This window comes from Telluria sp. ZB4P36 (genome assembly GCF_059685865.1).
Genome location: NZ_JCASIE010000001.1, coordinates 474,778 through 489,061 on the forward strand (window position 1 = coordinate 474,778; position 14,284 = coordinate 489,061).

Sequence of the window (14,284 nt, forward strand, 5' to 3'; positions counted from 1 at the left end):
ACCGTGCGGGTCGAGGACGCTACGCCTCCTTAACCAATCCGCACGGGGATAAAGATTCTGTCATTCCCCCGCTGGATCAGCAAGGCCACCGACTTGTTGGCTTTCGCCACCAGGTTGCGGACCTGGTCGAGCGAGTTGACCGCCCGGCCGTTGACCGACACCAGCACATCGCCCGGTTCGACGCCGGCCATCGCGGCGGCGCCCTGCGCATCCTCGATCACCAGGCCCGATGCGATGCCGCTCTGGCGGCGCTCGATCGGCTCCAGCGGACGCAGGACCAGGCCCAGCTTGGCGCTGTTTTCGCCGCCGCCAGTCGACGCCAGCTCTTCCGCCACGCCGCGCTTGGCCTTTTCGCTCGCGTCGCCGAGGACGGCGTCGATGCGCACCAGCTTGCCGTCACGCCAGACGTCGAGCGCCACCCGCTCGCCCGGCCTGGACAGCGAGACATTGCTGGACAGGTCGCCCGGCGACACGATAGGCTGGCCGTTGAGGCGGCGGATGATGTCGCCCGAGCGCAGGCCGGCGCGCTCGGCCGGGCCGCCGCGCTCGACGTTCGCGATCAGGACGCCTTCCGGCGACTCGAGACCGAAGGAGTCGGCGAACACCTGGTCGATCGGCTGCACATTCACGCCCAGCTTGGCATGCTGCACCTTACCGTTGGTCATGATCTGGTCCTTGATCTTGACCGCGATGTCGATCGGGATCGAGAAGGCCAGGCCCTGGTAGCCGCCGGTCTGGCTGTAGATCTGCGAGTTGATGCCCACCACTTCGCCGCGGGTGTTGAACAGCGGACCACCCGAGTTGCCGGGGTTGATCGCGACGTCGGTCTGGATGAAGGGCACCTGGCCGTCCGGCAGGTTGCGGCCGGTGGCGCTGACCACGCCGGCGGTGACGGTGCTCTCGAGGCCATACGGCGAGCCGATGGCCAGCACCCACTCGCCCGGCGCCAGGTTGCGCGATTTGCCGAGCGGCGCCACCGGCAGGTTTTTCGCATCGATCTTCAGCACGGCCACGTCGGTGCGCGCGTCGGAACCGACGACCTTGGCGCGGAATTCGCGGCGGTCCTGCAGCTTGACGGTGACTTCGTCGGCGCCTTGCACGACGTGGGCATTGGTCAGGATGACGCCGTCCGGGCTTACGATGAAGCCCGATCCGGCGCCGAAAACGGGCGCTCCACGGCCGCCGCCGCCACCGTAGCGCGGGTCCTGGAACTGACGGAAGAATTCATAGAACGGGTGGCGCGGGTCGAGCTCGGGCACGTTGCCGCGATTCGCGGTCTTGGTGCTGCCGACCACGCGGATGTTCACCACCGCCTTGCCGTTGGTGGCGGCGATGCGGGTGAAATCGGGAAGCGTGACCGTGGCCGCAGGCAGGGGGGCTGCGACGGCGGGAGCCGGCGCTGCGACAGGCGCCGGTGCCGGGGCGGCAGCCGCGGTTTCGGCGGCGACGTTGTTATGGTTGACGGCAAGCGCACCGACCGCTCCGCCGATGACGCCCGCGGCACACAGGGCCAGCGTGAGGCGTTTGGCAGTGATGGCAGTGACGGCACCTTCGTTACGCATGTATGTGCTCCTGATGAAAATGGTTGACCGATGATGTTGTCTTATCGATGGGCATAGTTTCCCAAAGCTGGCTTAGACCATGCTTAAGCTGGCACTTCAGCGTAGGGCCATCGTCAAAAAGGGCGCCCCGCGGGACGCCCTTCTTCAAACTACTCGCTTGTACTCAGGCGTCCGGCACCTCAGGCGGCTTCGCGCTGTTCCAGCGCTTGCACGTTGGAGGTAGCGGCGTTGCCGTCGCCGATGGCGATCTTGCGCGGCTTGAACGCTTCCGGCACTTCGCGCACCAGTTCGATGGTGAGCATGCCGTTGTCGAAGGAGGCCGCGGTGACCTTCACGTGGTTCGCCAGCTGGAAGCGCTGTTCGAAATCGCGGGCGGCAATGCCGCGGTGCAGGAAGGTGCGCTGGGTCTCGTCCTTCTGCTTGCGGCCGGTGACGTGCAGGGTGTCACGCTCGGTCACGATTTCCACTTCGTCGCGGGTGAAGCCGGCCAGGGCCATCACGATGCGGTAATTGTCTTCGCTCACCAGTTCGATGTTGTAGGGTGGGTAGCTCGGCTCGCCGCGCTGCTCGAGCAGGCTGGCCAGGCGATCGAAACCGATGGCGGAACGGTACAGGGGAGTCAGGTCGAAAGTACGCATGGTGTATATCCTTTTCAGGTTAAGCGATATGTTGCCGGACCTCATCGTGAGCATCCGGTGAGTCCAATCTAGTGCCATGCGAAGCCAGTTTCAAGGCATACGAAATACGGATTCTTATATCGTTCTGCAAATTTTATTTGCATCGTCGATTTTGCGCTAAGGTGGGGGCCCTCAGCCACCAGCCTTCTCCGTTCATGTTTTCGATTGTCCTGAATATCGTCGGTACCCTGTTCCACCTGTACGTCGCCGCGCGCCTGTATTCGCTCGATGCGGTGCGCAGCCGCGTTCCGCGGCGCGTGTGGTGGGTCGGCGCCCTGCTGGTCTGGCTGGTGTATTTTGCCGGCGTGCGGATCGGCGACGAGGCGCTCGACTGGCGCTGGTGGCCGGGGCAGTTCGCGCTGACCTGGCTTGGCATCACGTTCGTGATGTCCCTGTGCATCCTGGCGGCGGACCTGGCGAGCGGCTTCGGTTTTTGGTGGCGCACCCATACGCAGAAGATCCGCGCGCTCGGTGCGGTCGCCGGCGTGTCGCTGGCCGCCTTCGCCATGTTCCAGGGCATGCGCGCGCCTAGCATCGTCGACCAGGAAGTCGTGTTGAGGGACCTGCCGGAAGCGCTGGACGGCACCGTGATCGTGGCGGTGAGCGACATCCACCTCGGCGCCCAGCGCCGCTCCGAATGGCTGGCGGCGCGCGTGGCGCAGATCAACGCCCTGCAACCGGCGGCGGTGCTGATGCTGGGCGACCAGGTCGAGGACAATCCGGTTGGTCGGCCACTGCCGGGCGAGCCCCAGCTCGCCCCTACCCTGCGCGGCCTGCGTGCGCCGCTCGGCGTGTGGGCGGTGACGGGCAACCACGAGTTCTACGGCGACGCCGAGACCACCGTGCGCGAATTCGAGGAAGGCGGGGTGCGCTGGCTGCGTGACCGCCAGGTGGAACTGGCGCCGGGCCTGGTGCTGGCCGGGATCGAGGACATCGGCCGCAGGATGCGCAACGACAGCGCCTACACGGACGGCCTGGCGCGCACCATCCCGGCGCCGACCGATACCGCGACCATCCTGATGTCGCACATCCCGGCCGCGAAGATCATCGACGAAGCCAGCGCGCGCGGCGTCGACCTGATGCTGTCCGGGCACACCCACGGCGGCCAGATCTGGCCCTTCAGCTATGCGGTGCAGAAGCGCTTCGCGAAGTTCGACGGCGCCTACGACGTGAACGGCATGCTGCTGTACGTGACGCGCGGCGCCGGCAGCTGGGGGCCGCGCATGCGCCTGTGGAAGCCCGGCGAGATCGTCAGGCTGACCCTCAGATCTCCCACTGCAGCTTGAGCGTCAGCGACTTGCTGCGCCGGCCGGCCAGGGGCATCTTCTCGTCCACGTAGCCGGCGGAGACGATGCGGCCGTGCCGCCACTGGTAGCGGTACAGCAGCGAGCGGTGCACCTGGCGTTCGTTCCAGGCTTCCAGCTGGGTGACGCCGTCGTCGCGGCGCGCGGCCCAGGTGTTCTGCGCCAGCAGGCGCAGCGAAGCGCGCGGGCTGAAGTGCAGGTTGGCGAGCCAGCGCCAGGCATTGTCGGCAAAGGCCGGCTGGCCCAGCGTGCCCTGGACCCAGGCGCGGTTCCAGTGGTGGTCGAGTTCCAGCGACCAGCCGCGCGCCAGTCCGAAGCGCAGGCCGACATCGAGCGTCACGTTGCCGCCCGGGCCGACGCGGTCGGCGTCGGCGTCGAGCTGGCGGCCCAGCACTACCTCGCCCGCGACCTTCGATACCCAGGGTGCCGGCGTGGTCGCGAAGCCGAGGTGCAGGGCGCGGGTGTCGTGCAGCCGGCCGCCGGTGCGTGCGCGCTGGCGGTCGAAGCCGAGCAGGGTCCAGAACTCGGTCTGGCCCGGCGCCATCAGCCAGATGCCCGGGCGCAGCTCGCGCATGACCACCTCGCCGCCGGCCTGCGCGCTGGTCCGGTCGCGCAGGGTGCGCACTTCGGCGGCCTGCACCAGGAATTCGAACTCGTACAGCTCGACGCCCGCCACCGACTGCCGGCCGAGCTTGCGGCTCATCTCGGTCGCGGCCTTGACGATCCCGGCCTGCGGCACGAAGCCGTTGTCGTTGACGAAGCCGGGACCGATCGCCTCCAGCGCGAACTCGTTCCACCAGGCCTCGGAACTATGGATGTACTTGCCGTGCAGGTAGTTGCCCGGCACGGCTGCGGCGCGCACCGGCCGCGATTCCTCGTCGAAGCCGGCACTGGTCCGCGAATGCATGGCGGTGAGGCTGGCCTGGCGCTGGGCGCCCTCGCCGGCCTTGCTGCGCCACTGGGCATCCAGCCCGAGCACGTCGTTGGCGCCCAGGCCTTCATAGGCGCGCTGCGATACGAAGGCCCCCAGCAACAGGCCGCCCTCGCCATGCCAGCGCGTGCGCCACAGGCTGGCGCGGGTAGCACGGGTCTGGACGTATTCGAGCGTCTCGTAGGGCCGGCCGCGCAGCACCAGCCCGCCCTCCTGGTCGCGCAGGCTCATCGCGGTGGCGTCGGCATCGGCCGCGCGCCAGGTGGCGCGCAGACCCCAGGCCGGATTGCTCACGGTGCGCGAGTAGAAGGCCGGCAGCGGCAGGCCGAGCACGTCGGCGCTTTCGAGGAAGAAGCCGCGCTTTTCCGGCAGGCTCAGGGCGATGTTGCCGGCGCCCTGGGACACCGGCTGGTCGATCTCGACCTGCGAGTAATCCGGATTGATGGTGGCGTTGAACACCCAGTCGGCGCGCGGCCGGGCATTGATCTCCAGGCCGAGGTCGGCCGCGTGCGAGCGCCGGCGCAGGAGGCCATCGGCGGCGCGGCCGGCGCGCAGCGTCAGTTCGGGCCGCAGCTCGAGGAAGCGGCGGTCGCGCACCGCCGTCACGGTCTCGCCCATGCCTTCGACTTCGCGCAGGAAGGCCAGGTGGCTCAGGGCATCGGTGCGCAGGGGGGCGCTCACCAGCAGGGTGCCGTCGGCGTGCGGGACGCTGCGCTCGACCATCAGGCGCCAGTCCTTGCCGCCGTGGTAGGGAAAGCGCAGGTTCGACAGCGGCCAGCGCACTTCCATGCTGTAGCCGTCGGCCAGGCGGGTGACGGCCGCTTCGACCGGGAAGTCGGGACCGAGGTCGGATTCATCGTCGCTTGCCCTGTGCAGGCCGTCGCTCACCACGCCGGACAGGTTCACCCGCACGAACTGGGCGGCGCGCCCATGGCCCACGGGGTCGATCCAGATGCCGATGAAGTCCTGGTCGACGTCGACCTTGTCGCGCCGGGCAAGCAGGCCGCGCATGCGCGCCGGGTCCGCGTCCCAGGCCCGGATGCCGAACACCAGGGCATGGTCGTCGACCAGCAGCTGCACCGTCGTGCGCAGGCCGGCCGGCGCTGCCTTGCCGTCGCGCGGGGCGTGCTTGTGGAAGCCGTCATAGGCCGGCGCCTGCTGCCATGCGGCTTCGTCGAGCCGGCCGTCGATGAGGGCTGCGGGGCCGCCGCCGCTGCGCGCGGCCCGCAGGCTGGCGCCCTCGGCGGCGGCGCCGGCTTCGGCGGCGAGGGAGGCGGACAATAACAGGGCGGATAGGCGAAACGGGAAGCAGGGCACGATCGGGGGAGCGGGATGGACGCGAGGAACCTGCAAGTTTACCATGCGTTTTTGACAACGCAGCTACTGCTGCGCCCTCCCATTCGGGAGAAGCGCCAATCAATCGGGCAGGCGCGCGTCGCTGGTGACCATCTGCTGCAGGGTTTCCTGCGACAGCGCCGGGCTGAAGTAATAGCCCTGCATCTGGTCGCAGTCGTGCTTGCGCAGGAAGGCGATCTGCTCGCGCGTCTCGACGCCCTCGGCGACCACCTTGAGCTTGAGGTTGTGGCCGAGCGCGATGATGGCGCGGGTGATGACGAGCTGGCCGTTGTGGCCGACGTCGCCCAGGAAGGAACGGTCGATCTTGATGTAGTCGACCGGGAATTTCTGCAGGTGGCTCAGGCTTGAATAGCCGGTGCCGAAGTCGTCGATCGACAGGCGCACGCCCAGCGCCTTGAGCTGGGTCAGCGCATCCAGGGCTTCTTCCGGGTGGTCCATCAGGTGGCTTTCGGTCACCTCGAGCTCGAGGCTGCGCGGGTCGATCCCGTGGCGGTGCAGGGTCTGGCCGAGCCGGTCGGCAAACTGGCGCTGGCGCAACTGGCGCGCCGACAGGTTGACCGCAATGACGAAGTCCTTGATGCCCAGCGCCGTCATGGCCTTGAGTGCGCCGCAGGCCTCGTCGATGACCCACTCGCCCAGCGGTACGATGAGCCCGGTTTCTTCGGCGACCGGGATGAAGTGGTCGGGCTGGATCAGGCCGTCCACCGGGTGGCGCCAGCGCACCAGGGCTTCGGCGCCCACCACCTTGCCGCTGCGCAGGTCGACCTTTGGCTGGTAGTCCAGCACCATCTCGTGTTCGCGGATCGCGCGGCTCAGGTTCGCCTCCAGCATCAGGTGCTGGTGCACGATCTGGTTCAGGTCGCTGGAATAGAACTGGAAATTGTTCTTGCCCAGGGTTTTCGCGTGGTACATGGCGGCGTCGGCGGCGCGCATGATCTTCTCGGGCGTGTCGCCGTCGTCGGGGAACATGCTGACGCCGATGCTGGTGCCCGGCAGGATGTCCTGTTCGCCCACCCGCACCGGCGCGGTGACGCTGCGGCGGATGCGTTCGGCCAGCTCCGCGACCTGTTCGTGGCTGGCCGGATCGCAGATGATGAGGACGAATTCGTCGCCGCCCATGCGGGCGATGGTGTCCTCTTCGCGCATGGTCTCGCGCAGGCGCTGGGCGACTTCGCGCAGCACCGCATCGCCCGCCTCATGGCCGAAGTTGTCGTTGATGTGCTTGAAGTTGTCGAGGTCGAGGAAGGCCAATGCCACCATGAAGCGGTCGCGCGTCGCGTGCTCGATGGCGTGGCGCAGGCGGTCCTGCAGCAGGGTGCGGTTGGCGAGGCCGGTGAGCGGATCGTGGTGGGCCAGGTGGTGCAGCCGGCGCTCGTAGTGCCGGGCCTCGGTGATGTCGTTGATGATCCCGACGAAGTGCGTGATCTCGCCGTCGATATTCGACACCGGATCGATGCGCAGGTCGTTCCAGAACATGTCGCCATTCTTGCGCCTGTTGCGCAGCACCGCGCGCACGCTTTCCTTGCGCTTGAGCGCTTCGCGGACACGGCTGCGCTCGTCTTCGTCGCAGCCTTCGATGCGCATGAAGCGCGGATCGTGGCCCTTGATCTCGGCCAGGGTGTAGCCGGTGATCCGCTCGAAGGCCGGGTTGACGTATTCGATCCGGTGTTCGCCCTGTTCGCAGCGGGTGATCACGATGGCGTTCAGGCTCGAGAACATGGCGCGTTCGCGCACCCGCAGGCCGTGCTCGGCCTGCTTGCGCTCGGTGATGTCGAGGCCGGTACCGAACACGACCGGGACGTTGCCCAGCTTGGAGCGCGAGCAGGTGAACAGGTAGGCGGTGCGCTTGCCGTGCTTGCCGATCAGTTCCGCCTCGTGGGTCGAGCCGCCCTCTTCGAAGGCGCTGAGGATCTTGTCGACGATCATGGGCCGGTCCTTTTCGTCGAAGAAGAACTTGACGTTGAAGGTGGGCAGTGCTTCTGCATCCATTTCGAGCGCTTCTTCGAGCAGGCGGTTCCACAGCAGCAGGTGGCCACTCTGGTCGATGACGTAGAACACGCAGGGCAGCGCTTCGATGATGTCGGCCACCGGCAGGTCCTGGATCAGGGCATAGCGCGGCGGGAACTGGCCGGTGCGCGGGATCACGATGATGCTGAAGGTGCCCGGAAGCTCCGGATCGAGGGTTTGCGGCGCTACCGTGACGCGCACCGGCAGGCGCCGGCCGTCGGCGGTTTTCAGCATGCCTTCGTTCTCGGCGTCGGCGCGCGCGGCGATGCGCGGCGTGGCGCCGGGCGCATCGTCGAATTCGATGATGCGCTCCAGCGTCATGCCCTGGATGTCGGCGGCGCCATAACCGGCCAGCTTTTCGCAAGCCTTGTTCCAGCTGGTGACGGTGCCTGCCGTATCGACGACGAACACGGCAAGTGGCAAGGGCGAGAGGTTCAAAGCTCCTCCTGGTTGGCCGTACAGAGGTGCGCGGCGCGCAGTGATCGTCGATACATCATAGCGCAGGGACCGGCCTTGGGCCATTGCGATTTTTGTTTCGTGCGGCAAGAAAGCCTGGCTTTACAATGGGGGACGCGGCCGGCGGTGGCCGCAGCGAAGGAAAGCAATGGCAGTCATCGATCCGGCGGAAGTCGAATTCAGCGCGATCCGGGCCCAGGGGCCGGGCGGACAGAATGTGAACAAGGTGTCGTGCGCGGTGCATGCGCGCTTCGACGTGGCGGCCTCGTCGCTGCCGGCGGCCGTCAAGGAACGCCTGCTGGCGCTGCGCGACGCCCGCATCACCCAGGAAGGCGTGATCGTCCTGAAGGCCCAGGCTTCGCGCAGCCTCGAGCAGAACAAGCTCGACGCGCTGCAGCGCCTGCAGGCGCTGGTCGACCAGGCTGCCGTCGTGCCCGTGATGCGCCGCCCTACCCGGCCGACGCGCGGCTCGCAGCTGCGCCGGCTCGACGCCAAGACCCGCAGCGGGCGGGTCAAGTCGCTGCGCGGCAAGGTCAGCGAATAAGGCTACGCCGGCGGCGCTATCATGTCACCCTGTCGACAATGGAGAAGATGACGACCATGCCCATTCACCCTGCCCTGCATGCCGCCCTCGACCGGCCGGTCTGGTCCGCCCTCGTAGGCGGCCACCGCCACCTCGCCCTCGGCGGCCCGCTCGCGAAGCGCTATCCGCGCGAGATCGGTCCGTTCGCCGCCCTCGCCGACGACAGCCCGCAAGCCTGGGAAGCGCTGGCGGCGCTGCTGCTGCCGGGCGAGGCCGCCATGCTGGTGACGGCGGCCGCGCCGGTGCAGGCGCCCGGCCTCAGCCTGACGCCGCTCGATCCGGTGCTGCAGATGGTGGCCACGCGTGCCCTGGCGCCGGCCACGCTGCCCTTCTCGGTATTGGGCGACGCGGATGCGCCGGAGATGCGCGAACTGGCCGGGTTGACCAATCCCGGCCCCTTCGCCCAGCGCACCCACGAGCTGGGCGAGTTCCTCGGCGTCCGCGCCGGCGGCCGGCTGGCGGCGATGGCGGGAGAACGGATGCGCCCGGATGGCGCGGTCGAAGTGAGTGCGGTCTGCGTGCATCCCGAGCACCGCGGCCATGCCTATGCACGCCACCTGCTCGCCGAACGGACGCGCCGCATCATGGCGCAGGGCAGCCAGCCCTTCCTGCACGTCTACCCCAGCAACCGTGGCGCGATCGCACTGTACGAATCGCTGGGTTATGTGCTGCGCCGGCAGTTGCACCTGACGCGTGCCGAGCGGAGCGACTGAGCGAAGTCAGGTACGCAGCAGCCTGAGGAGCTGCTCGATCCGGTAGGGCTTGGCGATGAACAACTGCTTCAGCGGCTGGTCCTTGAACATGGACGGCGCCATGTAGCCGGACGCCAGGACGATCTTGACCCTGGGATGGCGCCCGGCGATCTGCTCGGCCAGTTCGAGGCCGGTCATGCCGGGCATCATGACGTCGGAGACGACGGCATCGATCTGGGGATCGGCCGCCAGGATGTCGAGGGCCGCGGCGCCGGAGTAGGCCACCACGGTGTCCAGGCCGTGCGCCGACAGGAGCACCTCGGTCAGGTCGGCGACGTCGGCCTCGTCGTCCACGACCAGCACCTTGCGCACGCCTTGCACCGGCGTTCCCGCATCCTGCCCGGCTTCCTGGGTGCTGCCGGGCGGGAATCCGGACGGCGCCTTGTCGCTACACCAGCGGCTGCTCATCAAGCCGAACACGCGGCCTCCATGGAGTGAAATTGTTCATTGCCAACGCAGCCGGGATGCGCTGCGCCTGCCGTCTAGTATCGCGCAAGCGCGCCCAGGGAAGCGCCCGGTTCGCACCGAAGGGGCTGCTAGCCGAACAGCCCGTGCAGATACCAGCGCGGTTCGGCATCCTCGCCGGCGCCGACGATGCGCTCGCGATAGATCCAGTACAAGGTATGGTCCTGTCCTTCGGCAATGAAGTAGTCGCGGGTCTGGGTTTCGCTCCACCAGCCGGCCTCGATGCGCTCGGGGGTCGAGGCCACCTTCAGCGGCGAGCCGTAGAAGGGCCGGTGGTTGCGCATCAGCAGCGCGATCGGCTTGGCCAGCAGCCAGCTCGGACGCGGCAGGCTGGCCACGTCGGGCGGCAGGCGCGCATCGCACAAGGCTGCGTTGCGCGCGGCACTGCGGGCGGCGCTGCCCTTTTCCTGCACCGGCACCCATTCGTTGGCGACCTCGGGCCGGTAATCGGCCTGGGGCAGCGCCTGCAGCACGTTGTCGGCTCCCAGCCGCGCCACCAGCAGCTCGAGCATGCGCATGCGGTCTTCCTCGCTGCCGCCCGGCTCGGGGAACAGCGATTCGGTCGGCGGCGCCATCGCCCTTACCTGCCGCGCTTCCAGCCCGAGCCCGATCACCGGCGCCGGCAGCTCCTGCCTGGCCAGCCGCTCTTTCAGCAGGCGCACCAGGTGCTCGTCGCGCCAGGCCGGCTCGGCCAGGACGATCTCGAGCGCCGTCGGCGGCATCGCCACCCGGCCGCGCTCGTGCTCCATCAGCAGCGTGATGCGCTCTACCGCGAGCTGGCGCGCGCACAGCCAGCCGACCAGCTGCAGTATCAGGTGGTGGGCGCCGGCCAGCAGCAGCTCGGCCTGCTCGATGCGGTCGAACAATTCGAGCCGGGCCCGGAAACTGTCGGGCGGCGTCACCCACTCGAACAGCTCGGGACACAGGCCGTAGGCGGCGTCGAGCATGTCGAGCAGCTCGCGCCCGCAACGCCGCTGCAGGCCGGGACGCGGCAGGCGCCGCAGCTCGCCGAGGCGTTCGCAGCCGATGCCCTCGAACCAGGACATATAAGGCCGGGCCGGCGGCAGCAGGGCCACCGGCAGGCGTTCGAGGCGGCGTTCGAGCGAGGCCATCCGTAATGAACGTGCGGGTGCCCGCCCGCGGCTCCGCCCGCCGCCACCGGCAAAGGCGGCGCCGGCGCGTGCCAGCAGCCAGGCGCCACGCGCCGTCGGCGCGCAGCTGAGCGAGGCGGTGAAGCCGAGCGCGCGCAGGCTGGCGCGCACGCGCGCGCACAGGGCCCGGATGCCGCCGAACAGGCGCAGGCTGGCGCCGATGTCGAGCAGCAAGGTCGCTTCTTCGGCCAGCGCGACCTGGGGCGTGTATTGCAGCATCGCCAACGCGACCGCATCGAGCGCCTCGGCTTCGCGCGCGCTGCTGCGCTCGACCAGCCGTGCTTCGGGCATGAGCATGAGTACGCCGCCGCGCCGCATGCCGCGCTGGACGCCGGCCGCGCGCGCCGCCGGCGAGACCGCCAGCACGCGCTCCTGCTCCAGCACGACGCTGCCCGGGTCACTGGACCAGTTGGGACTGAAGACCTCGAGCGGCAGCTGGGGTAGTGACAGGCCGATCCACAAACGCATGTCGTTGCAAGAGAGAAGAAGTTGGAGCCAAACCAAGCGGCAAAGAAAGTGGCAAAAGCAGCGGCGCATCGCGCTGCGGCCCCCGGCGCTTGACGAAGTCGATGTGCATGCCGCCGGCCGCCGGGCGCAGCGCCAGGCGCAAGGGCGCAGGCGATGCGTCTTGCGCCGCGGCCAGCGGGCGGAGCATGAAGAACAGGGTTTCGCCGGTCTGGGCCGCCAGGTGCAGGCGGCGCAGGCTTTCGCCGCGCGCATGGTTGGCCCAGAACAGCAGCGCGCCGCAACTGCCGCTGCGCAGCACCTGCTCGGCCGCCCACAGCGCGTCGGCGCTGCGGCCGGTACGCAGCCACAGCAGTTGCGAGGGCGGCAGGCCCAGCGCGGCCAGCGCCAGGGCTTGCGGCGGATGGGGCGGCTGCAGCAGGACGATGCGGCGCTCTGCGCAGGCTTGCAGGGCCGGGCGCAGCAGGCGCATTTCGCCGATGCCGGGCTGTTGCTGCAGCAGTTCGACCAGGGTGCCGGCGGGCCAGCCGCCGCCGGGCAACTGGCCCGACAGCGCCGCATGCCCGGTGTCGACGCAGCGCGTGCCCGAACGCGCCAGTTGCGAGGCGCGCCAGAGGGAAGGATGCAAGGCCTCCGGCTCAGCCACAGGTGGCTTGGGCGGGGGCGAAATTCCCGGAGTGGATGACAGGATCATGGTGGGTTGGTAAAAAGTACTGTATAAACGTACAGTACTCGCTGAGCCGGAATTTGGCAAGATGTATTCATTTTGGACATACCAGTCGGGCGATTGGTATTGACAAAACCTAAAGGTGCGCTCTGCCGGAAAACCCGGGTGCCAATGGCGAATCATGGAATAATGCTGGCTCGTCCATTTACATCCAGACAATGACCACGCTCCAACTCAGCGGTGCCATCCTGTTCGCGATCGCCCTCGTCCATACCTTTTCCACCAAGCTGTTCCACTCGCTGGCCAAACGCCATCCACGCCATGCCGGACTGTTCCACCTGATGGGCGAAGTCGAGGTGGTGTTCGGCTTCTGGGCCTTCGTGCTGATCCTCGTCATGGCCCTGCTGGCCGGCGGAAGCGAAGCCATCGCCTATGCCGAATCGCGCCACTACACCGAACCGCTGTTCGTGTTCGTGGTGATGGTGATCGCGGCCTCGCAGCCGGTGCTGGATGCGGTGCGCGACCTGCTGGCCCTGCTTGCACGGCTGGCCCCGCTACGCACGGAAGTGGCGCTGTGCTGGCTCGGCCTGGCGCTGGTGCCGCTGAGCGGCTCCCTGATCACCGAGCCGGCCGCGATGACGCTGGCCGCCCTGATGCTGGCGCCGCAGGTATTCCGGCACGGGATCCCCGAATGGCTCAAGTACGGCGCCATCGGCGTGCTGTTCGTCAACGTCTCGATCGGCGGCACCCTCACCTCCTATGCCGCCCCGCCGGTGCTGATGGTGGCCGCCACCTGGGGCTGGGACAGCGCCTTCATGGCCTCGACCTTCGGCTGGCGCGCGGCGCTGGCGGTGATCTTCAATGCCAGCGTCATCACCTGGCTGCTGCGCCGCCACCTGGCGCCAGGCGCGGCGGTGGCGGACGTGCACATGCCGGCCATCGTCTCCGCCGTCCACCTGGCCCTGCTGGCCGGCGTCGTGCTGCTGGCCCACCACCCGGTGCTGTTCATCGGCCTGTTCCTGCTCTTCCTGGGCTACACCAAGGCTTATCCGAAACACCAGTCGCCGCTGATCCTGAAGGAAGGCCTGCTGGTCGCCTTCTTCCTGGCCGGCCTGGTGGTGCTGGGCGGGATGCAGCAGTGGTGGCTGCAGCCCCTGGTCTCCAGCCTGGAGCCGACCGCGCTGTTCTTCGGCGCGCTGGCCCTGACGGCAATCACCGATAATGCGGCACTGACCTACCTCGGTTCGCTGATCGAGGGTCTGTCCGACCACGCCAAGTACATGCTGGTGGCCGGCGCGGTCGGCGGCGGCGGCCTGACCGTGATCGCCAACGCCCCCAATCCGGCCGGCGCCGCGCTGCTGCGCGAGGGCTTCAGCGAAGGCTCGATCGGCATGGGCGGACTGTTCCTGGGCGCGCTGGGACCGACCTGCGTGGCGGCGGTGATGTTCCTGGTCTGATGGAGCTGAAACAAACGGAGGGCGAGATGGACGACGACATCCTGGTACACAAGGCCGGCACCATCGAACGCTGCTGCCGGCGCGCACGCGAGGAATACGAAAAAGACCCGACCACCTTCGTCAGCGACCTCACGCGCCAGGACGCGGCCACCCTCAACGTGATCCGCGCCTGGGAAGCCGCGATCGAAATGGGCGACTACGTGATCGGCACTGCCCGCCTCGGCCTGCCGCAGGACGAGCGCGAAGTGATCACCCTGCTGGCCGAACACGGCTGGATCTCTCCGGTACTGGCCGAGGACCTCAAGCGTACCGGCGAATTCTGCCGCGCCGAGTGGGACTACCAGGAAGCGCCGCTGCCGGCCCTGGTGACCGTCCTCAAGCGCGGGCTGGACGACTTCACGGTCTATGCCCAGGCATTGGTGAGCGGCGCCGCAACGGCTTGAGCCGGGGC

The 14,284-nt window shown here is 68.3% G+C and carries 12 protein-coding genes; 5 read left to right on the plus strand and 7 right to left on the minus strand.

Annotated features, from left to right (window positions below):
* Positions 1-29: 29 nt before the first annotated feature.
* The gene (locus AC56LK_RS02215; protein ID WP_497182922.1) at positions 30-1,562 is read right to left on the minus strand and encodes a Do family serine endopeptidase; all 1,533 of its coding nucleotides are present in this window, start codon (positions 1,560-1,562) and stop codon (positions 30-32) included.
* Between the two features lie 179 nt (positions 1,563-1,741).
* The gene (locus tag AC56LK_RS02220; RefSeq protein ID WP_497182923.1) at positions 1,742-2,200 is read right to left on the minus strand and encodes an Hsp20 family protein; all 459 of its coding nucleotides are present in this window, start codon (positions 2,198-2,200) and stop codon (positions 1,742-1,744) included.
* A 194-nt stretch (positions 2,201-2,394) separates the two neighbouring features.
* On the opposite strand from AC56LK_RS02220, the gene AC56LK_RS02225 reads away from it, so the two are divergent.
* Positions 2,395-3,525 (plus strand): metallophosphoesterase, encoded by a 1,131-nt coding sequence (locus tag AC56LK_RS02225; protein WP_497182924.1) that lies wholly within the window; start codon positions 2,395-2,397, stop codon positions 3,523-3,525.
* Here the strand turns inward: AC56LK_RS02225 and AC56LK_RS02230 are convergent.
* Together AC56LK_RS02230 and AC56LK_RS02235 are read right to left on the minus strand one after the other, a co-directional pair.
* Positions 3,503-5,755 carry a DOMON domain-containing protein gene (locus tag AC56LK_RS02230; RefSeq protein ID WP_497182925.1) on the minus strand — a complete coding sequence of 751 codons (2,253 nt, stop codon included), beginning with the start codon at positions 5,753-5,755 and terminating at the stop codon, positions 3,503-3,505. The genes AC56LK_RS02225 and AC56LK_RS02230 overlap by 23 nt on opposite strands.
* Positions 5,756-5,890: 135 nt before the next feature.
* Positions 5,891-8,275, minus strand: a complete 2,385-nt coding sequence (locus AC56LK_RS02235) for a sensor domain-containing protein (RefSeq protein WP_497182926.1) — start codon at positions 8,273-8,275, stop codon at positions 5,891-5,893.
* A 166-nt stretch (positions 8,276-8,441) separates the two neighbouring features.
* Between AC56LK_RS02235 and arfB the strand changes: the two genes are divergently transcribed.
* Both arfB and AC56LK_RS02245 read left to right on the plus strand, forming a co-directional pair.
* The gene (gene arfB, locus AC56LK_RS02240; protein ID WP_497182927.1) at positions 8,442-8,837 is read left to right on the plus strand and encodes an alternative ribosome rescue aminoacyl-tRNA hydrolase ArfB; all 396 of its coding nucleotides are present in this window, start codon (positions 8,442-8,444) and stop codon (positions 8,835-8,837) included.
* Positions 8,838-8,893: 56 nt separating this feature from the next.
* Positions 8,894-9,589, plus strand: a complete 696-nt coding sequence (locus AC56LK_RS02245) for a GNAT family N-acetyltransferase (protein WP_497182928.1) — start codon at positions 8,894-8,896, stop codon at positions 9,587-9,589.
* 6 nt (positions 9,590-9,595) lie between these two features.
* On the opposite strand, the gene AC56LK_RS02250 is transcribed toward AC56LK_RS02245, so the two are convergent.
* The 3 genes from AC56LK_RS02250 to imuA form a co-directional block, all read right to left on the minus strand.
* Entirely contained in the window at positions 9,596-10,048 is a 453-nt protein-coding gene (locus AC56LK_RS02250) for a response regulator (protein WP_497182929.1), read from the minus strand.
* A gap of 116 nt (positions 10,049-10,164) precedes the next feature.
* Positions 10,165-11,712, minus strand: coding sequence for a Y-family DNA polymerase (locus tag AC56LK_RS02255; protein WP_497182930.1), 1,548 nt, complete (start codon positions 11,710-11,712; stop codon positions 10,165-10,167).
* On the minus strand, positions 11,642-12,403 hold the full coding sequence (gene imuA, locus AC56LK_RS02260; RefSeq protein ID WP_497182931.1) for a translesion DNA synthesis-associated protein ImuA: 762 nt from the start codon (positions 12,401-12,403) through the stop codon (positions 11,642-11,644). The genes AC56LK_RS02255 and imuA overlap by 71 nt, the downstream gene beginning before the upstream one ends.
* Before the next feature lie 191 nt (positions 12,404-12,594).
* On the opposite strand from imuA, the gene AC56LK_RS02265 reads away from it, so the two are divergent.
* Positions 12,595-13,833, plus strand: a complete 1,239-nt coding sequence (locus tag AC56LK_RS02265; protein WP_497182932.1) for a putative Na+/H+ antiporter — start codon at positions 12,595-12,597, stop codon at positions 13,831-13,833.
* A 26-nt stretch (positions 13,834-13,859) separates the two neighbouring features.
* The gene (gene hepT / locus AC56LK_RS02270) at positions 13,860-14,276 is read left to right on the plus strand and encodes a type VII toxin-antitoxin system HepT family RNase toxin (RefSeq protein WP_497182933.1); all 417 of its coding nucleotides are present in this window, start codon (positions 13,860-13,862) and stop codon (positions 14,274-14,276) included.
* The last annotated feature ends 8 nt before the right edge of the window (positions 14,277-14,284 follow it).